We start from the raw sequence: 22,007 nt of genomic DNA on the forward strand, positions 1-22,007 counted from the left end.
TTCAAATGTGTAAACGATGTCCCCGGTTTCAGATGTAAACGATGTCTACGGTTCTACACCCGCGCTGGGTGGCGCAGCCGCCCCAACAAAGACGCCGCGGTATTTCAGGAGGACCGAGGTGCCTGAGTTTGGGGCGGCTGCGCCACCCAGCGCGGGGCAAGCCCGCTCACTACAGATGATGTGTTCTACAGCCCCACCCTTTAACTGACTGGTATTAGGGCAAGCCCCGACCCACACTATTTGATCGTGTTTGTTCAGGACATCGGCGGCAGGCCATAGGCGGCGAGATCGAAGTCTGCAAGTTTGCGAATGATCTGGTCAGCATGCTGGTACTTGCTGTCAGCCATGGCTTCATCCGGCACGGCGATGGCGGTCATATGTGCGGCTTTCGCGGCGGTAACGCCGAACGGCGAATCTTCGAAGACCAGGCAATCCTCGGGCGCGACGCCCAGGCGGCGGGCGGCGGTGAGGAAGATGTCGGGAGCCGGTTTGGCGGCGCCGACTTCCGGGTCATCGGCCGTGACGATGGTGTCGAACAGAGCAAACCACTCGCGGTGCAGCGTGGTCTTGTGGCCAAACGAATTGCGCGACGAACTGGTGCCCACGGCAATCGGAATATGGTGTGCTTTCAAATGCCGCACCAGCGCTTCGGCACCGGGCATGCCCAAAGCCTTGGGGAAACGCTCGCTCATCAGCGGTTCGCGGATGGTCAGGAACTGCGCCGGTGTGATCGGCAGGTCCAGCGCTTTGACCACATAATCGGCCAGGTCCTGGGCACCGCGGCCAATGATGTGCTGCTTGATACCCCAGTCATAGGTTCGGCCGTAGCGTTCGGCGATGATCTGCGTCACTTCGGTGTAGATGCCCTCAGTGTCCAGCAACAACCCGTCCATATCGAATATCACGGCCTTGATCGGACCGACAGCGCTAAGCGGTGCATTCATCACAACAGAACCTGGAGGAAGGACTAAAAGGATTCAGCACAATAACGGCCACGCTTGTCGGCAGGCAACCCTTTGCCATGACCGCCCGCACTGCAACGGCGCAGGGAACGGCAGTGGAGTTGTTCAACCTCGCGGTGTAGATGCGCTTGATCAGGCGGGCTCAGACAGGCAGCCCAAACCGTCCAATGTGGCCTCCACCGCCTGGTCCAGCGGCGTATGAGGTTCCCTGCCCAACACCGCGACCAGGCGTTCGTTGCCCATGCGCAATGGGATGCGCCAGAGGTAACGCATCTCCTGCATCTCACGGAACGTGACGACAAAGGGCGCCGCCAACCTCAACAGCCACCAAGGGAACCGGCCTACGCGAGGTTGCTGACCCGTCCTGCGCAAAACCACGCGCTGGATGGCCTCGCTCATCTGTGTGCCATCGGCATCGACGAAACCCTCCATGTGAAAACGGGCGAACGCCGCAAGGGTGGCACGGCGCTCAAGCAACTCGAGCATCGTGCGCGCCACATCCGGCAAATAGGCCCACTGATGCAGCACGCCACGCGCGCCCGGATAACTCACTTTGGCGACCGGTTTTCCAGGCTTGATCAGCCCCATGGAAAACCAGTTATTGGACGCACGGGCGCCGAAAAAATCCCCGGCGCGTACGATCAAGACCCGCGCGCCCTGGCGGGAGGCGTCGAGCAAGCGTTGCTCCAGTTGCACACGGATCGCCCCTTTGCGCGTCTGCGGGTGCTGGGGCGAATCCTCATGCGGCAGCGCAAACGCATCCGGCCCGAAGTTATACACCGTGCCCGGCAACACGATAGTCGCGCCCTCGGCAACCGCCGCCGCAATGGTGTTGTCGATCATCGGCAGTACCAGCCCGGCCCAGTTGCGATAGCCCGGCGGGTTGACCGCATGGACGATCACTTCGCAACCACGCGCTGCCGCCAGTACTTGCTGCCGATCGAGTGCGTCGCCCTTGAGCCAGGTGAGGCCAGGGTTTCGCCGGCGCGCTTTGTCGACATCCCGGGTCAACGCCAGCACGTCCCAACCCGCCGCTGCCAGTTGCTGCGCGACCTCGCCACCAATGCCACCGGTTGCACCCAATACCAGAACCTTGCTCATCACACTCTCCCACGTTGGTTGGTGAGCGCATTCTGTTCCGGACCCGGCTATAGAGGAATTGCCTAAGACCCACCAGTCGCTATACATTTATGCATGGCATCGAATATTGGTTGGGAGCTTTACCGGTCGTTCCTGGGTGTACTCAAGGAAGGATCGTTGTCGGGAGCCGCGCGGCTGCTCGGCATCACGCAGCCTACGGTGGGCCGGCATATCGCTGCGCTGGAAACGGCGTTGGACGTGGTGCTGTTCACACGTTCACCGACAGGGCTGCTGCCGACGGCGGTGGCGCATACCTTGCGCGCCCACGCTGAAACCATGGAACGCACCGCCGCCGCCCTCGAGCGCGCCGCCTCCTCCCACGGTGACGAGGTGCGCGGTGTGGTGCGGGTTTCCGCGAGTGAAGTCGTCGGCGTGGAATTGCTGCCACCGATCATCACTCAATTACGCCGTGAGCATCCGCACCTGCGGGTCGAACTGGTGCTGACCAACCGCCTCAGCGATCTTTTGCAACTGGAAGCCGACATCGCCGTGCGCATGGTCCGGCCCAGCCAGGAACAACTGCTGGCGCGGCGCGTGGGCCTGATCGAAGTCGGCCTGCACGCCCGTGATGATTACCTGCAACAACGGGGCGTGCCCCTGCACATGCAAGACTTGGCCAACCATTCGGTGATCGGCTTCGACCAGGAAAACGCCTTCATCCGCAGCCTGGCCATCAAGGGCTTCGAACGCAGCGCCTTCGCCCTCTGCAGCGACAGCGACCTGGCACAACTGGCACTGATCCGCGCCGGTGCCGGCATCGGTGGCTGCCAAGTGCAACTGGCCAAGCGCGACCCACGCCTGCAGCGAGTGCTGCCGCAGTTTTTCGCGCTCAAACTGGACACCTGGGTGACCATGCACGAGGACCTGCGCAACAGCCCACGCTGTCGGGTGATGTTTGATGCATTGGTGGCCGGTTTGCAGCGTTACGTACAGCTTTGAGACAGCTTCACTGGTAAAGAATCAGGCTTCCCAGATTCCGTGTGCAGAAGCCCCCATGTCCGAAGCCTTCGAAGTCCCCAGCCCCCACGAAAAACACATCGAACACACCACCGAACATGCCCACGGCCGCGGTGACAATTTCGCCAGCCGCATTGCCGTGATGACCGCGCTGATGGCCACCCTCGGCGCCATGCTCAGCTACCAGGCCGGCTCCACCGAAAGCGAAGCGGCAATGGACAAGAACAACGCCGCCATCATCAAGACCGAAGCCGCCAACCAGTGGAATTACTACCAGGCCAAATCCAGCCGGCAAAACCTCGCCGAACTCGCCGCACACATCCCCGGCGTCGATGCGGCGCACTACAACGACGAAGTGCAGCGCTACAAAAGCCAGAAGGAAGAAGTGCGCAAACAAGCCGAAAAACTGGAGGCCACCTCCCGAGAGTGGGATCAGAAATCCGAAGAGGCACTGCACCAGCATCACCGCTGGGCTCAGGCGATGACGGCGATTCAGATCGCGATTTCGTTGGCGGCGATTACCTTGCTCACGCGGCGTGAATGGCTGAAGCGCATGTCCTATGCAGCGGCGGGTGTGGCGGTGGTGCTGGGCAGCCTGGCGTGGCTGCATATCTGACGCCAAGCACGTCCCGGTGCGCGGGTATCCGCGCCTGTCAGCCTGGGCGTAAGTGCGGGTATGAAAGTGAAACCTTTGGCTGGCGGATTTCAATCTGCCAGCTGAGCGATTAGAGTGTCGCGCCCCGGGAAATTGGATCCCGGGATTGAGTTCATGGAGTTATTCAGTGAAGTACGTCAGTAAAGTGGTTGCAGCAGCAGTTCTGGGTTTCACCCTTGCAGGTTGCACCGGTACCGCGATCAAATCCCCGCATTACGACAGCAGCCAATACACCGTTTTGGGTCACAGTGAAGCCAGCGCCACCGGCATCATGCTGTTCGGCTTGATCCCGATCGGCCAGAACAGCCGTTTCGTGCGCGCGCAGGACGCTGCCATCAAGGCCAAAGGCGGCGATGCGCTGATCAACACCCAAGTGCAAGAAAACTGGTTCTGGGCCTGGGTGCTCAGCGGTTACACCACCAAGATCTCGGGTGATGTGGTCAAGTTGAAAACTGCGCAATAAATGATTGTGAAATAGTCAAAATCGCCAGGGCTCAGGCCCGCGCGCGACGTATCATGGGCCATACCTTCGAGGATGGCCCATGAACCTCAGTATCCTTTACGCCCTCGCGGCCGCCGCCCTGTTCGGCGCCAGCACCCCACTTGCCAAAAGCCTGGGCCTTGGCCTCTCGCCCATACTCCTCGCCGGCCTGCTCTACCTTGGCAGCGGTATCGGTCTGGCCGGTGTGCGCTGCATACGTGATCGCGGCTGGAAACCTAGCGGATTGGCCCCCTCGGAATGGCCCTGGCTGCTCGGCGCCATCGTCTTCGGCGGCATCCTCGGGCCTGTTGCCCTGATGTTCGGCCTGACCCGCACCGCCGGGGCCACGGCTTCATTGATGCTCAACCTCGAGTCGGTGCTGACCGCGGTTATCGCCTGGCTGGTGTTCAGGGAAAACGCCGACCGCCGTATCGTCCTAGGCATGTTCGCCATTGTGCTGGGCGGCGTGGTGCTGTCCTGGTCCGACGGCGGCGCTACCAGCCAGGACTGGACGGGACCGTTTGCCGTTGCGCTGGCCTGCCTGTGCTGGGGGATCGACAACAACCTGACGCGCAAGGTATCCGCGTCTGACGCCCTGTTTATTGCAGGCGCCAAGGGCTTGATTGCCGGGTGGGTGAATTGCAGCTTGGCGCTTTATCTCGGCGCGCAGCTCCCGAGCGCCGTACAAATTGCCCCCGTGTTGCTGGTCGGGTTTCTTGGCTATGGCATCAGCCTGGTCCTGTTCGTACTGGCACTCCGCGGGCTGGGCAGTGCCCGCACCGGCGCCTACTTTTCGACAGCGCCCTTCCTCGGGGCTGCGGTTGCCTTATGGGTGATGGACGAGTCGGTCACCGCCGCGTTCTGGATCGCGTCGGCGTTGATGGCTATCGGCGTGTGGCTGCACCTGACAGAGCGGCATGCCCACGAGCATCTGCATGAAGCAACGGAACACGGGCATCGCCACGTGCATGATGAGCATCACCAGCATGAGCATGACTTTGAATGGGACCCGGCGGTGCCGCATAGCCACGTGCATGTGCACAGTGCGATGAAGCATAGCCATGCGCATTTTCCGGACGTGCATCATCGGCATAGGCATTGAGGGGTGGCGTTTTCAGGGAATGTTTCTAGGCCGCTCAGCGCGGCCCTAAAAGCAGCGTTCGTTCAAGCGTGGTCGCCGTTGTGAGCTTTACGCTCGTACTCCCAGCCTTTGCACGCCAATCGCCTCTGGAAATACTGCTAGACGCCGCGACCTATCGACTTCGCGCCGTGACCCAGGTCCTTGAGAATCTCGCACTCTGCTGCGAAATAAGCAGTGATGCCGTCGTGCTCAGTGACTTTGCCCTGCTCTGCTCAATTCCACTACGCGATGGTTGCGATCTGCTGGATGTCATTGGGCGTCGGCTGGACATGCCGTGTACGTGATCTAGAACGGGAAATTTCCAAGCCCAGAAAGCACAAAACCCCTGGTTTCTTTCGAAACCAGGGGTTTTGCTTATATCGAATTTGGCGGTGAAGGAGAGATTCGAAACTACCCGCAACCACACTATCAAAAGGTAAGTGTCCGGATTTAAAGGGCTGCAGAGGCGATGGCACCTCAAAAAATCGTCATTCTCAGTCCCATGGCGGTCCCATGAGTTTTGCACCAACTTAGTGCGCGCAGGGTTGAGAGGGGGTAAAAACGGCATCTCGACCGGTTTAGGTTGAGGCACGGGAAAAAGGTAATATTGGTAATACGCTCAAAAAATCATAATAAAACCCTTTAATTTCAATAGCTTGAAGGATATTTAGAAAGGTAATAATTTGGTAATTTATAGGTTAGGTCATTACCTTTTTATCAAGTAATTCCTGGTGCTCTTCATCCCCAGCAAAACCGGGCACTTGGCCGAATATTACCTTTGTCATTACCAAATATTACCCCTTCAGGTAATGCGCTCAGCCCAAGGAATACTAGGGCTACAGCGAAGTTAATACCCTTCCTAACCAAAATTACCTTTTTCCCGGCCCTGGTTCCAAAATAGCCATCCGTTGGGCAAGTCTTCCCGCTGAGGTCTAGTCTGTGGGCCTACGACTGGAGACTCATATGGAACATGAATATTCGCTCTCAGATGTGCTTGAGAGAATGTATGAAAATCAGCTGGCCCTTGAAGCAGCCTTGATGGAGCTGACGCTCAGCGTCGAAGAACAAGGCTCAATAGAGGCAGGTAAAAATGTGCGTGGTGCCTTGGAGACGATTGGTGCGAACGCAGGCCATATCAAGCAAGGGTTGGCCCGTCTCAAGCGTCAAGAAGCCAAATAGACCCGAGACAGGTTTTGAAATGCCCTTCTTTCGCTGAAGCCCATACGTCTTGCGGCCTATAGCAGCTTTCCGTCCAAACCGAGGGCCATCATGAAAGGTGAAGAAATAGATCTATCACGTCTTGGAAAATGCCCGTATCCCTGGATTTTTTCCTTTTTCGATCAATGAATCCGGGGAAGCTTTCTCCCCTCCCCCGGAATGATCGCTTCTCACAAATTTGGAAGCACACTGCATTTTTTCGCAAAACTTTGCATTTCGTGAAATCGCCATTCACACCGGCGAGCCCTTAGCGGGCCTGGTCTGTCGAGGCGATTGCACCTCCCTTGACCTTTGCACAAAAAACACAGGTAAAGCCCGTCGGCGGGAGGGGGATAAGTGCTTTTTCTTCGTTTTTTTTCTCACAGAACTGATTTTAGGATATCCGCCCTACTCGCACTTCGTCGGATCACCGACAACCCAGTCACAGGTCGAAATATACTGTCTGCATATACAGTATCTAGGTAGGCAGAGGTGAGGCAATGACGGGCGCAAGTGACTTCACACCGTGGGGAGTGATCGCCTCCTGGCATCAGTTGCTACGTGATGAGGTGGCGTTGCTGCGCCAACCAGGGGAGCACTATAAAAAGCTACTTGATGGGGCGCACGCATTGCATAGGGCGGAGCTGATTGATCGTGATGTTCTGGCTGATCTCCTTGAGCAAGCGGATGGGGCACTGGCATACGCCGTCGAAGCGCTCCTGGATGAACCAAACGGCCCAAGCGGGGACTTCTCATGCACATGCTGATCACCCCCATGCGCTGCAAGGGTTTAGCTTTGGAATCGCAAGAGAGAAGGCGTTATCCAGCGATCCGGGGGGACGTCCTTGTTACACCTGAAAAGAGCGACGAACTGGGGCGAAGCTCAAATGTAGCGAGGATCAATAGAGGATGGCCGAAGGAGCATGAACCTCTGCCCCGATTGCTGGACGCTACCTTATCAGGCATGGCGCCGACGGGATTTGTTTTGAGCGGGATAGAGTACGTCGACGGATGTGCTTACGCACAGTCGTGGTGGTGTAGGTTGGAATAAAACATGTTCCCGTAGAAGGTGTGGTATATACAGTGAAACGATTGTGTGAACCACGTCTTAATGGAATTTTGAAATGGACAAACAACAAAAATGTGTTTACTGCGGTAACTTTGGCCCATTCTCCGAAGAGCATGTATTTCCTGCTGGCATGGGCGGCGATGACAAAAACTATACTCTTATCGATTTAGTATGCGCTAATTGCAATACAAAGTTTTTTTCAAAGCTTGAACTATCACTTATGCGAAGATCACCAACAGCACTTGGTAGAGCATTTATGCAGTCAAGATCAAGAGAGCGAGGTGGACGTACTACCAAACCAACGATTGAAACCAGAAATCGCTACGTTATAGATAAATCCGGAAGACTACTTGAATCTGAAGAAGATAATCATGGAGTAGAAACCATATTGGCCCAGTGCCATATTGAAGGCGAAAAAATATACTATACAGCCCAAGACTCACCGCATCTTCAGAAATTTTATAACGATCTTGAGAGCTTGCTCAATAAGACCACAATTAATATCATCAAAAAAAATGACTCTACTTCTTTTGAGGTTATTGTGTATGAGTGGACGGAAGACAAGTACGAGTTTCTAAAACAGGAGAACTTGGTCAGGCCTCCTGCTACGGGAATATGGATAGATTCCCCGTCAGAAAAAACTCTCAATTTTATGCCTCGATTTTTTCAGAAACTCAAGGGGCAGCTCGTCCTAAAAACGGAAAATGAAGAAAGCCACACTGCTCTTTTAAGAAGCATGCGAAGAACTGTTCCGTCCATTCGACATAAGCTTGCTGATGCCCAAAATAACACCATAAACAACCCATTAGTGCATGTTGAGATGGTTGTGGATATGGCAGAAACCGAGCGAGCGATAGCTAAAATCGGCTTCAATTTCTTCATCCATACATTCGGTGAAGATGCAGCAAGACAAGTGGAATACGATAGTATTAAAGCCTCAATATTGACTGGCGTTCCAGAGTTGCCATATTCTTCGCTTGGCGAAGATTCCAAAGAAGTAATTTCGGACCTGTTCGGTAAGCCTCCAGAGAAATGTCACTGTGTGATGTTGATAGCCGCTCCTTCGGGGCATCACACTAGAGATATCTACTTTTACGCAAAGCTTTACGGGACAGGCGTGCACCAAGTGCTGATATCAAAAAATTCTGAATTTGGCGAGCTGCGAGATCCTATTTACTTCATAATAAATTATGAGACCAACAAAATAGAAAAGCTTTCGATGCTGGAGTACCAGCTAAAGCATGGCACATTGATCGATAGTTTTAATGTAAAGTTGGGGCGACCAACGGCTGACTACCTCCCCAAAGCTAGATAAACTTCGCGACGTGTCTAATACCCGAAACGAAAAACTTTTCACAAAGCCGTCGAGTGGCGGCTTTAGAAGACCTTTAGTTTCACAGGGTGACTTGCTTCAACTTCGCCGCCATTTTCTCTACCTCTACTCCCGAACTGGTAAAAGCGCCCGAGTTACTCGGAACGGGCGTTGGCCCGTGAACATGCTCAGCTAATTGCACGTTCATCCGTTGCACCAGGTCGAGCAAATCACAAAGCACCTGCAGCACGTTTACGCCTTCGGACCCCAACCAGGTCTTAGGCGCCACCAGCCGCTGGCTGACCTCTGCCACACTCCTACGCAGTCCCTGAATCCTTTCCTCCATATCGCCCCCCACCGTGGCGTTGTACTTCTGCCCCACCACCAGGTTCAAGTCGCGCCCGGTCGCTTGGTGCAGATCATCCACCGCCGCCAGGCTGGCAGATCCGCCCGACAGTAGCTTGAGCGCGCCCAGGGCCTCGATCGTCTTGATCCCGCCCACTGACTCGGTTGAATGATCGTCCACCGTCCTGGTGTGGCTCTGGAACCGTTCGGTGTTGCCCATCGCCTCCACTTCCCGCTCGATCGCCTTGTCGCGGATCTTGCCGTCAGTCTGGCGCAGCCAATTGCCATCGGCGTCTACACGCTGCTGACAGGCTTCGCTGTGCTGCCAAACCTGATCACCTTTAGGCACGCTGGGCATGCTCAGACCGTGGGGCAGAATGGTTTGGATATACGGCTTGTGCGGCAGGCCGTAGGCAAAGCCCACCACCACTTGGGTGCCTTCCTCGGGGAACGCATAGATGCCCATTTCCTCGCCACCGGTGGGCAGCGGCAAAGGCACACCGGCCAGGATCGGCAGCGTGGTATCTGGCTCGCCGTCAGGCCCCATCACCTCAATGTCGACCGCATAGCGCGGCCGGAAGTCATCACAGATGCCGGCGCCGACCGGGGCGTCGGCCACGGCCACAACCCGGGCAAAGCGTGGCAGGTGATAACCGCCGGTGAGTTCAGGGAATTGTCGTTCTACGCTGCGGCGGATTGCGTCGTCCATCGGATGGCCATCTGGTTGTCGATGAGCGCCACACTGGTGATGCGCTCGCCGTGGTTGATTGTTGCACCTGGTCGCAGCCCGGGAAGGGCCGCAATCATTGCGCTCTGGTTGCCCTGGTAGTCGTCAAACAGCTCCACCGGCAGCTGCAGCGGCGAGCGAACGCCAAAAAAGCTGTCGGCCCAACTGCCCACGAATACCTCGCCGTCACCCTGCTGCTGCCAGATGAAGTCGGGGATGTTGAAAACCCGGGCTAGGCTGTCCATGGCTTGGTAGCCAGCGGCCAGGCTGTAGAAGAACGGCGCCTTAACGCCGGCGTAGGGCCGGTCCGGGACACGAAAGCGCAACCCGGTGTGCTGACTGATCTCGACCAGGACCGCACGCAGGTCGACGTGGCGCAGGTTCAGCGGTAACGGGTTGGCCAGAATCGCGGCCAGCTCGCGGCAGAACAGCACCTGTTGGGTGCTGCTGGCAGTGGTGGAGCGCTCGACGTAGCCAATGAAGTGGCGCTGCAGCGTGTTGCCGTTGTAACCGATATCGAGCGTGACCAGCCCCTTGACCGGCTTTGTGGCCTGAATGGTGAATGTCGCCCGGCCTGGACTTTTCGCATCCAGCCGCACTTCGTTTTTGACCAAGACGTAGGGCTGGCCGTTGATGGCCAATTCCTTATGCAGCTTCATTGCTTGTCACTCCCACCCAACCAGGTGTCGACCTTTTTCAAGGTCGCTTCAAAACCGGTCAGTTCTTCGGGCCCACCAGGTGAGTCGCTGCCGGCGCCGCCGACCGCACCGACCGCACCGACCGCGCCGCCTGGGCCCGACTGCGCGGTGACCGCGTTGCCCGATCGCCGGCCCTCGACTTTCTCAGGGTTCGACAGTTTTTCAGTCAGGGTGAACTGGATCAGCCAGCCGCGCAGATTGTCGTCTTCCCGGGCGCTGACGCCTTCGGTGAACGTCACCTGGCGCATGCCGAACGCGGCGGCGGTGTCATTGACGATTCGGTAGGTTCTGAGCTGGCCACCGCCTTCGGTGGCTTCCACCAGGCGCATCAGGTCGCGCAGTTGCACCTGGTCAACGAAAGGAATCATCAGGCTGACGGTCAGGGTCTTCGGCTTAAAGCCCTTGTGCCCCTTGTCGGTGTTGCTGGTCTGGCCTGATAAGTCGTCGCTCTCAATGCGCAGATTGCCGGTGACCTTGATGTTTTTCCCGCGTACCTCTTGCCCATCCAGTAACAGCGTCATAGGCCCACCAGCTCGCGAACAAAGCTCAATCCCTGCTTAGATCCCACCAGCAGCGCGCCGGCGCACAGCACCCATTCATGCCCCGGGGGATCGCCGGCCAACAACGCCTTGCGTAGCTCCGTGGCATTACCAGGGCCTATCAAACGGGCGCGCATGCTGCTATCGGGGTTGCCATCAGCCAGCAGGGCTTTGAGGTCGGCCAGTTGCTGATCACGACCCTCTTGTTGAGCGGCTTTGCGGGTAGCAAGGGCGGCAAGGTCAGCCATGGGCGAGCTGTCGGCGGCGTAGCTCTCCAGGACGGCGAGTTGGCCGGCCATGGATTGCTGCGCCGCCTTGACCACCGTGCAGCGCTCCAAGGGCAGCGACTGCCAACGCGGCAAGGTGCCGGCGGCGGGGATCTCCCATTTTTCTGTCTCCAGCTTGGACAGGTGCCGCGCGCGCCGTTCGGCTCGCACCAGGTCGGGCATGGGCAACAAGGCGTTGAACCGTGCCAGGCTCGCGGCCAACTGATCGAAGCGCGTGGACAGGAACATCAGACACAGCGCGAACTGGGGACCGACTGGCCGGCCGGTGTCGCTCACGTCCACCAGTTTGCCGGCCAGCTGCTGCAGCAAGTTCGGTGCAGACAGGAAGCGTTGGTAGCCACGTCCCTGGCCAATGCCACTTTGAAACGGCGTCACCACCAAGCATGCAGGGGCTTCTCCCATCTGATCAGTCAGTGCTGCACGGCCTGCAGCGATCACTCCCTGGGCAGCGTCACCCACGGGCCCGGGACTGGTGGTGGTTTTGCCATTGAGGTCTGCCAGGCGTTTCGCGGTGCTGGCCAGCTCGCCGCTGGCCATCCCTTGGGCCGCTGACAGTTGCCCCATCCATTCGGTGGCTTGGGCAGGCCAGCGCATTGTCACCGGTGACCAGGTCATGTCAGGCATTCGGTAGCACCAGAACAGGCAGTTCGGCCACCAGATCAGAGCTGCTCGGTGTTTTGCGCTTACCCTGCTCGATCGCCGTCAACTGGTCGTAGCAATAGGACCAGCACAACGAGCGCCACGTACGAAACGCTACCCCGTCAGCCTGGAATTTTGGCACTGCAGGTTCATCTGCGTAGCTGATCGCGTCCTTGACGTCGGAGTAACCGGCCTTCTTGGCTGTTTGGTCCAGGAACAGCTGTACGCTGGTTACGTGTCCCGCTCTGACCTGCTCCCAGGTCAGAGGTGGCGGGTCCAGAGCCACGGGGCAGCCTTTCACCGCCTGAATAACTTTACCCAACGCTTGAGCGGCGAACAGCTCCTGGTAGTCGCCCATCGTAATTTCCAGCAGCTCGCCGGCAGGCGGGAGGTTGCACGCAGGATTGGGGATTTCTACCAGGGGCGGCGTGGCCTTTGGGTCTTTAACCTTGATGGTCGGCGCCTTTTCAGTCGAGCCCTCGGGCGCCATCCAGTTGGGGTCAGGAATGCTGATCGTGGGGTGTTTCCACTTTGGGTCAGCTACCAGCAAGGTGCGCTCGCCATGGGCGCGGGTGTCGTAGAAGCCAGCGGTAGGTGCATGAAAATAGAGAGTCATAATTAGTAGCCGGTGGCCTCCCAATAAATTTCATCTGGCGAATTGAATGGGCCAGAAATCACGGAAAACTGGGTGTTGCTGACGATCAGGGTGTTGGTACCGGTCAACACGTCGTCGTAGAAGACGCTGGTCCGAGACGCTACGAGAGACACACAGCGGTTGGGAAAAGCGATCGGAAAACTACGATGTGTCACCTTGTCCGAAGCCCCAAGGGTTAAGCCCCACTGGCGAATCAGCCCGGTCTGTGCGCACTTCCACCAACCGTTTGGGCTCAGGGAGGCGGTGTTTTTCAAGACAGCACCTGGCACATCGGCGGTCGCTTGGGGCAAATTGGTAAGCCGGCTTCCATCACCGCTGTAGGTGCCGACGATATTCAGGTTTCCACCCTCGCTGATGGTCAGCGCGTTGTTGGTATTTCCTACATGAAACACAACGTTGGCAGGCGTGTTTGAACCGCCGCCGGACCAAACGTCCATGGATGCCAGATGACGTTCGGCCCAGTTGGTAGCCTTCCAAATCAAATATGCGCTGCCATTGTTGGTGCTATTGATTTGCATAGCGGGCTCTCGGGCACGCCAGTCAACGAACCCGCCGGCCATTGAGGGAAAGTCATAGGTAACCGTTCCCGTCAAAAGCCCGCCACTGAGCGGTAATTTTGAGTTGTCAGCGATCGCGATGTTGGCGGTCCCATCGAACGCTACGCCGTTGATGAGACGAGGCGATGCCAGCTTTGTCGCTGTGGCGGCATTGCCCGACACAGCAATGTCATAGGTGCCACTCAAACGAGCCTTGGGCAGCGTGCCGAGTGTCAGCGCGTTGGCATTCAAGCCCGTCAGTTGCCCGCCATCACCAAAATACGACCCCTTGATGCTCAGGTGTCCAGAGCCGTCCAATATAAAGGCGGCGACAGTTCCCCCCACATGCATGACCACCGAAGGCACAGAATTGGACGTACCACCGGCGTAGACCTCCATGGCAGCCAAGTGCCGCTCGCTCCAATTGGTACCCTTCCATACGGAATACGCGGCGCCGTTAGCGGGACAATCAATCTGTATGGCTGTTTGGCGCTCCTGCCAACTGACAAAAGAGCCGCCAATCATTGGCACGTTGAACCGTACGCCGCCGGTCAGCATGCCGCCGCTAAGTGGCAACTTAGAGCCGTCACCGATCGCGATGTTTTGAGTACCGTCAAACGGCACACCGTTGATCAAACGCGGCGTTTCCAATCGTGTGGCCGAACCAGCGTTACCAGTCACTTGGATATCGTAGGCACCATACAATCTCGCTCGGGGAACGCTACCTGCAGTGAGGGCATTAGCGTTGAGATTGACCAGTCCTCCGCCGTTACCATGAAGCAAACCCGTGATTGCCACGCCATCGACAGATACCCGAACGCCGTTACCTGTCGCATAACCATCGGCTCCCAACCCCATGAACAGCGTTTGAAAGCCAGCGGACGTGCCAAACCCGCCAATGCTGCCGACGGCCTTCCCACCAGACGTAAACAACAGCCCACGCGCCCAGCCGCTTCCGAAGTAATTTTCAGCGGCAAATTCCACATCGCCAATCATCGTGCCACCAGTCAGCGGCAGCTTGGTGGCGTCACGGACGGTAATGTCTTGCGTGCCATCGAAGGCCACACCGTTGATAGAGCGGGCATTGGCCAGCTTTGTGGCAGACCCCGACCGCAAGTCAGGGTAATGACCCACCTTGGCGGCGAAGTGATCCACCAGCGGGCCATCGATTGGGGCGACTGTTCGCAGATCGTTGATCTGGTTGGCGCTTACCAGGTGCGCCAGAGGAATGCAGTAGTGCCAGCGGCCGTCGCTGTCCAGGAAGTCGACCTGGTTAGGGTCAAATACCACTTTCCAGCTGGCCAGCACGTCGTTCAGCTCACGGCGCAGCGTGACATGCAGCCACACCGGTGCCGGCACCGCCGGCGGCGCGATCGGCAAGGCGCTGGCCAGCTCAACGCGGATACCCTCGATGTACGCCAGTCCTGGTTTGAGCTGGTATCCGGCCGCGACCTTTTCCACCTGCAGGCCGCTACGATAGAAGCACGCCCGGCCAAACATGTCGCGGTTGCTCAGGCGCTCGCGCTCATCAATACCTTTGAGGCGCACGGTAAAGTCATGTTGCCAGGTGCTGGCATCAATCGTGATGCCGGTCAGTGCCTGGGCACCGTCGAACATCACCAGGATGTTACGGGTCACGTTGTTGCCGATCTGCTGCGGCGGGATATTCTTGCGCTTCTGCTGCAGTGGTACATAAGCCACGGCCAGCAACACGTTCTCGGCGGTTTCAAGGCCGATCCAGTTCCAGTCAAAGTCCCCGATATCGCTGCCCAGCATTGAGCTGTACACCACCTGGTTGGGGTTCACGAAGCCGATGTTCTGCGCTGGGATCGTGTAGGTGTGGACGATCTGCGCCGCCGGCGGCTTCGGCGCGGCACGATTGACCGGGCTGTTCGGGTTTAGCCCGGGCACGTTGGCAAAGATAAAGCGCACAACATCGAGACGCTGTTGCGCACCCAGTTTTTGGGAAATCAGGCTTTCACCTGCAAGGGTAATACTGGCTCCCACAAGAGGCTCCTACAGGCTGGCAATCAGCGTTTGCTGATCGTCGTTAAAGTCAGCCGCGACGAGGCGCAGCGATACGGGGGTGAGGGTCACGAAGTCATAGCGCCGGCAGGTGCGGCCGTATTGCTGAATCAGCACGCGCAACAGCTCCGGGTTCTGCGATAACTGGGAGTCGGAAAGGCGCAACATCACCACGTCCCAGTCCCGATCGGGCATACGCTCGTCAATCTCGACATAGCCCACGCCCAGGCGCTGCAGGATGCGTTTGAGCCCAGCCGTGCTGCCGGCGTCGACCGCGTTGATGAAGGCGAACTTGACGCGCAGGCGGTACAGGCTTTCCGGCTCATCCTTGAAGCGACTGATATCGCGCTGCCAAGCCAGCAGGTCCAGGACGGTCAGGTGGCAGGTGTCTGCATCCATCTGCAGCAGCGGCCATTGCAGCCAGCCTTCGACCTTTTCCCACCAGGACTGCGCAGCAGCTTTCAACTTGGCCAACTGCGGGCCATCGAGCCAGAACGGCAAATTGAGTTTGATCATGCCGGCACCACCTGCAGGCTTTTGATCCTGGGAATGCTCAGCTCTGACACGATGTCGGCATTGTCGAAATGCAGTGACTCAATGCCGGCGAACTGCTGGTGTAGCTCTTCGCCCAGGCGGCTAAACGAGAACCGCGATTGGGGATAGGTCAGTGTCGGCTGATAGTCGCCGGTGCCGCTCTCGCGGAACGCTGCACGAATGAACTGTTCCACTTCCGCCTGCAGCTTGGTGCGCTGCTCGACGGTCAAGAGTGGCCGTGGCCACAGGGTCAGGCTCAGCGCGTGCTGGGTTTCTGGCATGACCATCACCAGCAGGTCATCACCGTGGCCATGATTGCCCTGGTCGCGAATATGCGCGTTGATTTGCTCCAGGTACGTCGCGGCCGGCACGTCAGCATCAAACAACACGTAGGCATTGGCGCTGCCCGGACCACGTGGGGCCCCATGCAGGAAATACACGCCGTCCGGCCGCACACCTGGGAAAGCGGAAATCATGGCGCGGTATACCGAGTCGGTGTGCCACTGGTTGACCGCCGAGAATTGGTTGCGCGTACGCAAACGCAACTGATCGTCCGGCTCAGGATCTGCACCTGGTGCAATCAACCAGCCGTCCGCGTTGACCACTTGAACGATGCCGGCAATGGGCACGGGAAGGATCGCGTAGTAACCCGGGGCCAGGTTGTAGCCGCTGCCCACGTCCTCGGCTTCTATAGGGACTTCCAGCTGCAGCACGCCGTCCGCAAAGGTCACGGCCTGGGTAGTGATCAACTGGTAGATATGCCCGTTGATCGCCGCGGACTGCACCCTCAGGCCGGCGGGCAATTCCAAAGCACCGCCCGGTACATCGCGGGTAAACAGCAGCACGCCTTTGGCCTTGGTTGCGCCTTTACGCTCGACGTTGACCGCCCAGGCCAGCATGTCCAACCACTTGCCAACGGCGGTTTTCACAAAGAAGTTGGGCAGGATCGTGCCGCTGACAAAGTTGATCAGCCACAGCACCGGCTTGGTCACCAGGGCGGTAATCACCCGCCAAAAGGGAGAATAGGCGCTGGTGTTGCTCATCTTGCTGCCCTGGGCCGCGACTTCCTTTTCCCAAGCCTGGCGTAAGCCTTCCTCGGTGACCGGGATGCCGCCATCTGCCAGGGCCTGCTTAAAATCTACGTCGCTCACAGGGTCACCTCGATATCGCCAAATTTCAGCGTTTTCGCCGTAACCAGGTACTGGCCAGACTCCACTTGTTTAATCAGCGCCGTGCCCGGTACCAGGCGCTCGTCGGCCTCTACCAGCAGCTCTAATTGCTGGATGCAGTCGCGCTGACGCAGGCGACTGCGCTCGGCCACCAACGTCACCAGCAAACCGCTCTCGCGGATCATGTGCGCGATGTCCTGGGCGATGCTGGCCCGGTCCTCGATCAGCAGCGGCTGACGCGAAGGGTCCAGCATCAGATCGTTGTCCATGATCATGAGATCGATGTATTCGCTCATCCACCCACCGCCATGGCCAACATGCCTTCCAGCTCCAGCGGGTTCATCGGTTTGCCGGTGTGAATGTTGACGTTCTCCACATGCGTGCCCTTGTTTTGGGTTTGGTTGTTGTTCTGGATGCTGGCCAGGAAGCCGCCCCGCGGCACAGCGTCCGGCCGTTTGGGTGAAAGGTTGGTCACCGCGCTATTGATACGCTGCTGGCTTTGTTCGGCCTTCTCGGTCGGCTTCGACGCCGTGACCAGGGCCGGCGGCTGTACAGGCTGCGGGACGTTGAGCTGCGGCCCGATCGGCGCCGGCGTTTTCAATGCCGGCGCGGTCACCAGTGCCGGCACCGTGCGTGGGACTTCGGGAGCGCTCAGCGGCTGGGCGATCGGCGCGGGGGCTTTTGGCACCGGTGCGAGCACCAGGGCGGGGGCTTGGGCTTGGGCTTGCGGTTGCAGTGCGTTGAGTGTTGGCATGGCCGGCGCCGGTGCTTTCGGCGTAGCAGCCATGACGAGGGGCGGCGCCTGGATGGCTTGCTGGGGAGCGCTCACCAACTGCGGCAGCAACGGTGCCTCGACCTGGGGCGCGCTGATGGTCGGTAATTCCGGCGTTGCCGGCATGTCACCAAACGCCGCCTCAATGTTCACACCGGGGATCTTGTTCAGCATCTCGATCAAGCCATTGATGGCCGATTTAAAGATGTTGACGATCCCGTCCCACGCGGCGCTGGCCATTCCCGACCAGCCGCCCATCGAATCGAACCAGTCAGACAGCGCGGTCAGTTGCCCGCTGACCCACTGGAACGCCTCGCTATTGAGTAGTGCGCTGGTCCAATCGTCCCAGTAGATGATCGCTGCTGCCACGGCGGCAACCAGGGCAATAATGCCGACCACAATCCAAGTCACCGGGTTGGCCAACAATGCGGTGTTAACCAGCCAGATCGCGCCCTGCCACAGCAACATCGCGCCTTTAACCAGGCCCATCCAGGCGACCATCAGCACCAGGCCGGCCACGAACCCGACCACCATCACGGTGTGGTAGAGGAACATCGCGATACTGCGATAACCCGACCAGGTGAGCGCGTTCCATACGACGACGGCACCCAACCAAGCCATCTTCGACAGACCCACTGTCAGCGTGAGTAGCGACATAGCGGCGGTGACGGCCAGAAACGACAGAGTGACGATCCCTATCAGGCGTGTGATGTTGGGGAACAGTTGGGTCCAACGGGTCAGCGTGCTGGCAATGCCCACCAGGCGATCCATTAACGGTGTCAGGATGGGAATCAACGACTGGCCAAAGGCAATGCGCAGGGCCTGCACGGCGGCGCTGAACTGCTGCCACGGATCCACCATGTTTTTGGCCATACGCTCGGCATTTTCTAGGCCGCGCACATTGCCCAGCTGTTCCATACCGTTCTTCAACCGCTCGGTGTCGCCCATCAAAGTAGTGATCAACCGCGCCGCTTCTCCGCCAAAGGCGTCACGCAGCTTCTTGCCGTTGGCTTCGATTGTCAGATCCCCGAACTTGCCTTTGAGCTTGTCCAGGACGTCCATGATCGGCAGTAACTTGCCCTTTTGGTCCACAAAGGACATGCCCAGCTTTTCCGATGCACCGCTGACGTTCTCAAAGAACGATTTGTAGAGCCCGCCCGCCTCCCCGCCGTCCATGGTGTTACCAAGGGCGCCCAGCACGGCCATTTGTTCGGCCAGGCTCACACCGGCGGTGCTGGCCAAGCCGCCTGCAGCTTTGAACGCCTCGCCAATCTGCTCGCCACTGGTGCGAAACAGCTGCACAGCCGTGGCCGTTTGGCCTGTCAGGGTTTCGACCCACTGGCCTTTGCCCATGGCGTCAGCTTGGCCCTTGAACAGGTTGTACATGGTGCCAACGTAGGTGCCCATGGTGCCGGCGTCGGACTTGGTGGCCTTGGCCAACAGGTTGCTGGCATTGGTGAAGGTGGCCAGCTGACTGCCCGTCAGCCCCTTGATAGCACCCTCGATGTGATACGCCGAGGCAACAAAGTCCTTAGCGTTCTCGCCGTAGGCCACGGAAAACTCCAGGGACTTGCGATTCAGTGCATTCAGCGCGTCTTCGGCCACGTTCAGCGATCGGACTTCGCCCAGGGCGCGGTTCATCTCCAGCGCCGGCTCCATTGATTGAGTGATACCGACATACGCGCCCGTAATGCCCGCCAGGCCGAACCCCATGGTCTTAATGTGCTTTTCGCTCTGTTCAGCCAGGTCAGAAAAGCCCATTTTTACCTTGCCCATAGGGGCGGTGACCTTATCGGTCAGGCTCAAAATGAAGGCCAGGCGGGCACTTTTGTCAGCCATCAATGTTCATCCGTTCAGTGCGTAGGCGATGCCGTTGGCAATGGCGATTTCCATACGGCGCCAGTGCTCGTCCTCCAACCACTTGGCCGTGCCCATCACCTCGGCGGTGGGCTCGGCACCAGGTAGCCAGCGGCTGGCCAAGGCCACCAGTTGGCCAAGGCCGTTTTCGGTCAGTCGTTCGGCGTGGTCGAGGGCTTTTTTACGGTGATTTCGACGTCCGGGCCGTACTCTTCCAGCAGCGCACCTGCCAGTTGCATGACCAGCACTGGGTTGCCCAACTGGGCCTTAAGCGTGGCGCGTTGTTCCTGCTTGACGGTGGTCACCAGAAGGTTGTTGGCCGGCGACACCTTGTTGGCCTGGGTCACGGCGTTGAAGTACTTGGTCACGTCTTGCGGGGTCAGTGCGAAGGTGAATTCGTTATCGCCTACTTCCAGGGTGATATCTCGTGTATCGGTCATGGTGTTTCTCCGTTCAGGGTTCAAAGTGGGATGAATCAGCGCAGGCAAACGCGGCGTACGTGGTCCTGCAGGCCCAGGATCATTTGCCGACTGAGGGCAAGCTGATCTCTGAGGGTGAAATAATCCTGTCGAGCGTCTGCTGTGAGTTCGGCGGTGCCTGCATCAGCCACGCCGCCGGTGCCGGCCGCTGGGTTGGCTGGGGCGCTGCAGGTGGCGTTGAGGTGCAGCCGCCTAAGGCCAGCGTCAACAGCACGGCGCAAGCCTTGGTTCTCGATGCGTTCATCGTTGAGTTCCTGGGTTCGTTGAAGATCGATGGCGTCACGCTCGGCCAGCATCTCGCCGCTGATACGCGCCGCTTCACGCAGGCCGCTGGCTTCGAATAGCGCGGCGTCACGCTCGGTACGTGCGGTGTCGCGCTGCTGCAGCAGGTCGAAGCCGAAAAAGGCCACCAGGCACAGCACCAGGACAAAAATGCCTTCTCGCATCACAGGCCCGCCTCACACAGCGCGGCTTCTGCCAGGCGACGAGCGTGCAGCCCCGGGACAAACACCTTCTTGCCCTGGGCGGTAGTGACGAAGGCCCATACAGGCGTCTTGCCATCCGGCGCCCAGGCCAGGGCCTGGCAGCCGTCTGTGATGTGGCCGGCATTGATCAGGCCCACTGCGCGACTCGCGCAGGTGCTGGGCATGCCGAAGTTGTGGCCATGGCTGCTCAGGGCGTCGAAGGTGTTCTGGCCCACGTCCTGGTTGGTGATGCAGTCGGCCAGCTGCAGTTGGCCTTTGCTGATCACCAGCTGCTCCACCTCGTTGCAGCGGGCGTCTGACCAGTAGTCCCCTACAACCACCGGGTAGGGGCTGGAATGGCGGGTGATGCCCTTGCACACGGTTGGCAACCCACGGGCCAGCTTGTCGGCGTAGACGGTGTTCTGGCCGTTGCCTTCCCAGGTGCCCAGGAACACCACCAGCGTGGAGCTGCAGAGCGCGATAGCGCCGGCAGCAATCTTGCCGCGCAGGCTCATGGCTTCACCTTCCAGTCGCGCAACATCTGGCGATACTTGGGCACCAACAGCAGGATCTGCAGCACCATGTAGAGGGCTGTCAGCATGTAGGCGACAGCCGACCAGTCGACGGCGCCTGTCGCTCCAGTGGCCGCTACACCGATCGCAGGCGACGCCTTTGCAAGTGCGATGGCGGTGTCCTGGGCCGCCTGATTCGTGCTCATCGCTGCATTCCTTTTTCGAAAAAAGACTGGCACGGGACGCAACGGGTCTTGCCGCCCAGCGCCTGGCGCGCAGCGGGAATCTCGTTATCACAGTCCTGGCAGTGGGTAAGGCTTGGGCCCGCTGACTCACGCCGGGCCTGGGCCAACTGGGCGTTGATAGCCTGGTCCCGCTGACGTTGTTCCAAGGCTTGGGCGCGATCGAACGGGCAAACCATCAGCTGATACCCTCGATCTCGGTGGCATCCAGGTAAGGCACGCCATTGATGCGGATAAAGTCCGGGCTGGTGACCTCGAAAGGCACCTTGTGCTTGGTCTTCTCGCCGCCCTTGGGATCGATACTCAGCAGGCTGGACACCTTCAACTTGCAGCCGAAGGCTTCAATGCGCAGCTCGTCGTCGCCAGCCTTGGCGAAGAACACTACGTCGAATGCCGCCAGCTTGCGAAAGCTACCGGCAGTTCGCGCCGCCTCAACGACCAGGTTGAAGTTGGTGGCGTCCAACTCCATTTCACCGGCGCCGGCCACATCGCCGTCGACGTAACCGTCAGGCACGCCCCGGGTTTGCGCGGTCTTGCTGTTGTCGGTGATATCCAGGGTGCAGCTCTCGACGTGGACCTGCAGGTCGCCCAGGTTCACGTCAAAGTTCTTGCCGCCAATACGTGACATGGGGGG

27 protein-coding genes are annotated in these 22,007 nt (G+C 58.8%); 8 read left to right on the forward strand and 19 right to left on the reverse strand.

The window, feature by feature from the left end; all coding sequences use genetic code 11:
* Window positions 1–254 precede the first annotated feature (254 nt).
* The gene (locus C9383_RS07120; RefSeq protein WP_090369251.1) at window positions 255–944 is read right to left on the reverse strand and encodes an HAD-IA family hydrolase; all 690 of its coding nucleotides are present in this window, start codon (window positions 942–944) and stop codon (window positions 255–257) included.
* Between the two features lie 150 nt (window positions 945–1,094).
* Window positions 1,095–2,063 carry an NAD-dependent epimerase/dehydratase family protein gene (locus tag C9383_RS07125; protein WP_090369250.1) on the reverse strand — a complete coding sequence of 323 codons (969 nt, stop codon included), beginning with the start codon at window positions 2,061–2,063 and terminating at the stop codon, window positions 1,095–1,097.
* Window positions 2,064–2,156: 93 nt separating this feature from the next.
* Here C9383_RS07125 and C9383_RS07130 point away from each other — a divergent pair, with 93 nt between their 5' ends.
* From C9383_RS07130 to C9383_RS07170, 8 genes are all read left to right on the forward strand, one after another.
* A complete protein-coding gene (locus C9383_RS07130; protein ID WP_090369247.1) occupies window positions 2,157–3,041 on the forward strand; it encodes a LysR family transcriptional regulator in 885 nt (294 codons plus the stop codon).
* Between the two features lie 55 nt (window positions 3,042–3,096).
* Window positions 3,097–3,675, forward strand: coding sequence for a DUF4337 domain-containing protein (locus tag C9383_RS07135; RefSeq protein WP_060756253.1), 579 nt, complete (start codon window positions 3,097–3,099; stop codon window positions 3,673–3,675).
* A gap of 166 nt (window positions 3,676–3,841) precedes the next feature.
* Window positions 3,842–4,177: a hypothetical protein gene (locus C9383_RS07140; protein ID WP_060756254.1), complete on the forward strand. Its 336-nt coding sequence runs from the start codon at window positions 3,842–3,844 to the stop codon at window positions 4,175–4,177.
* Between the two features lie 79 nt (window positions 4,178–4,256).
* A complete protein-coding gene (locus C9383_RS07145) occupies window positions 4,257–5,297 on the forward strand; it encodes a DMT family transporter (protein ID WP_090369245.1) in 1,041 nt (346 codons plus the stop codon).
* A gap of 68 nt (window positions 5,298–5,365) precedes the next feature.
* Complete coding sequence (locus C9383_RS28340; RefSeq protein ID WP_413037834.1) at window positions 5,366–5,620, forward strand: short-chain dehydrogenase; 255 nt, start codon at window positions 5,366–5,368, stop codon at window positions 5,618–5,620.
* Between the two features lie 658 nt (window positions 5,621–6,278).
* Entirely contained in the window at window positions 6,279–6,494 is a 216-nt protein-coding gene (locus C9383_RS07155; RefSeq protein WP_090369243.1) for a hypothetical protein, read from the forward strand.
* A gap of 772 nt (window positions 6,495–7,266) precedes the next feature.
* Window positions 7,267–7,563 (forward strand): hypothetical protein, encoded by a 297-nt coding sequence (locus C9383_RS28345; RefSeq protein ID WP_090369238.1) that lies wholly within the window; start codon window positions 7,267–7,269, stop codon window positions 7,561–7,563.
* 73 nt (window positions 7,564–7,636) lie between these two features.
* On the forward strand, window positions 7,637–8,896 hold the full coding sequence (locus tag C9383_RS07170; protein ID WP_143038196.1) for an HNH endonuclease: 1,260 nt from the start codon (window positions 7,637–7,639) through the stop codon (window positions 8,894–8,896).
* Between the two features lie 79 nt (window positions 8,897–8,975).
* Here the strand turns inward: C9383_RS07170 and C9383_RS07175 are convergent, their stop codons facing one another.
* From C9383_RS07175 to C9383_RS07250, 17 genes are read right to left on the reverse strand one after another with little or no spacing between them, the layout of a single operon-like run.
* On the reverse strand, window positions 8,976–9,947 hold the full coding sequence (locus C9383_RS07175) for a phage baseplate assembly protein V (protein ID WP_090369233.1): 972 nt from the start codon (window positions 9,945–9,947) through the stop codon (window positions 8,976–8,978).
* Window positions 9,920–10,624, reverse strand: a complete 705-nt coding sequence (locus C9383_RS07180) for a hypothetical protein (protein ID WP_090369231.1) — start codon at window positions 10,622–10,624, stop codon at window positions 9,920–9,922. The genes C9383_RS07175 and C9383_RS07180 overlap by 28 nt, the downstream gene beginning before the upstream one ends.
* Complete coding sequence (locus C9383_RS07185) at window positions 10,621–11,184, reverse strand: baseplate complex protein (RefSeq protein ID WP_090369229.1); 564 nt, start codon at window positions 11,182–11,184, stop codon at window positions 10,621–10,623. Before C9383_RS07185 ends, C9383_RS07180 begins: the two co-directional genes overlap by 4 nt.
* The gene (locus C9383_RS07190) at window positions 11,181–12,104 is read right to left on the reverse strand and encodes a hypothetical protein (RefSeq protein ID WP_090372326.1); all 924 of its coding nucleotides are present in this window, start codon (window positions 12,102–12,104) and stop codon (window positions 11,181–11,183) included. Before C9383_RS07190 ends, C9383_RS07185 begins: the two co-directional genes overlap by 4 nt.
* A gap of 1 nt (window position 12,105) precedes the next feature.
* Complete coding sequence (locus tag C9383_RS07195) at window positions 12,106–12,744, reverse strand: hypothetical protein (protein ID WP_090369227.1); 639 nt, start codon at window positions 12,742–12,744, stop codon at window positions 12,106–12,108.
* A gap of 2 nt (window positions 12,745–12,746) precedes the next feature.
* Complete coding sequence (locus C9383_RS07200; protein WP_090369225.1) at window positions 12,747–15,326, reverse strand: phage tail protein; 2,580 nt, start codon at window positions 15,324–15,326, stop codon at window positions 12,747–12,749.
* A 9-nt stretch (window positions 15,327–15,335) separates the two neighbouring features.
* Window positions 15,336–15,860: a phage tail protein gene (locus C9383_RS07205; protein ID WP_032895744.1), complete on the reverse strand. Its 525-nt coding sequence runs from the start codon at window positions 15,858–15,860 to the stop codon at window positions 15,336–15,338.
* A complete protein-coding gene (locus C9383_RS07210) occupies window positions 15,857–17,029 on the reverse strand; it encodes a baseplate J/gp47 family protein (protein WP_090369222.1) in 1,173 nt (390 codons plus the stop codon). The genes C9383_RS07205 and C9383_RS07210 overlap by 4 nt, the downstream gene beginning before the upstream one ends.
* Entirely contained in the window at window positions 17,026–17,343 is a 318-nt protein-coding gene (locus C9383_RS07215; RefSeq protein WP_090369221.1) for a DUF2590 family protein, read from the reverse strand. Before C9383_RS07215 ends, C9383_RS07210 begins: the two co-directional genes overlap by 4 nt.
* A complete protein-coding gene (locus tag C9383_RS07220; protein WP_090369219.1) occupies window positions 17,340–19,658 on the reverse strand; it encodes a phage tail tape measure protein in 2,319 nt (772 codons plus the stop codon). The genes C9383_RS07215 and C9383_RS07220 overlap by 4 nt, the downstream gene beginning before the upstream one ends.
* A 6-nt stretch (window positions 19,659–19,664) precedes the next feature.
* Window positions 19,665–19,808, reverse strand: a complete 144-nt coding sequence (locus C9383_RS28120; protein WP_032862709.1) for a DUF6890 family protein — start codon at window positions 19,806–19,808, stop codon at window positions 19,665–19,667.
* Between the two features lie 20 nt (window positions 19,809–19,828).
* Window positions 19,829–20,116, reverse strand: coding sequence for a putative phage tail assembly chaperone (locus C9383_RS07225; protein ID WP_090369217.1), 288 nt, complete (start codon window positions 20,114–20,116; stop codon window positions 19,829–19,831).
* A gap of 35 nt (window positions 20,117–20,151) precedes the next feature.
* Window positions 20,152–20,601 carry a lysis protein gene (locus tag C9383_RS07230; protein ID WP_090369215.1) on the reverse strand — a complete coding sequence of 150 codons (450 nt, stop codon included), beginning with the start codon at window positions 20,599–20,601 and terminating at the stop codon, window positions 20,152–20,154.
* Window positions 20,601–21,134 (reverse strand): lysozyme, encoded by a 534-nt coding sequence (locus C9383_RS07235; RefSeq protein WP_090369213.1) that lies wholly within the window; start codon window positions 21,132–21,134, stop codon window positions 20,601–20,603. The genes C9383_RS07230 and C9383_RS07235 overlap by 1 nt, the downstream gene beginning before the upstream one ends.
* The gene (locus C9383_RS07240) at window positions 21,131–21,337 is read right to left on the reverse strand and encodes a hypothetical protein (RefSeq protein WP_090369211.1); all 207 of its coding nucleotides are present in this window, start codon (window positions 21,335–21,337) and stop codon (window positions 21,131–21,133) included. Before C9383_RS07240 ends, C9383_RS07235 begins: the two co-directional genes overlap by 4 nt.
* Window positions 21,334–21,552 carry a TraR/DksA family transcriptional regulator gene (locus tag C9383_RS07245; protein WP_090369208.1) on the reverse strand — a complete coding sequence of 73 codons (219 nt, stop codon included), beginning with the start codon at window positions 21,550–21,552 and terminating at the stop codon, window positions 21,334–21,336. Before C9383_RS07245 ends, C9383_RS07240 begins: the two co-directional genes overlap by 4 nt.
* Window positions 21,552–22,001 carry a phage protein gene (locus C9383_RS07250; RefSeq protein WP_090369206.1) on the reverse strand — a complete coding sequence of 150 codons (450 nt, stop codon included), beginning with the start codon at window positions 21,999–22,001 and terminating at the stop codon, window positions 21,552–21,554. The genes C9383_RS07245 and C9383_RS07250 overlap by 1 nt, the downstream gene beginning before the upstream one ends.
* Between the last annotated feature and the right edge of the window lie 6 nt (window positions 22,002–22,007).

Source organism: Pseudomonas palleroniana (assembly GCF_003031675.1).
GTDB classification, from domain to species: domain Bacteria; phylum Pseudomonadota; class Gammaproteobacteria; order Pseudomonadales; family Pseudomonadaceae; genus Aquipseudomonas; species Aquipseudomonas palleroniana.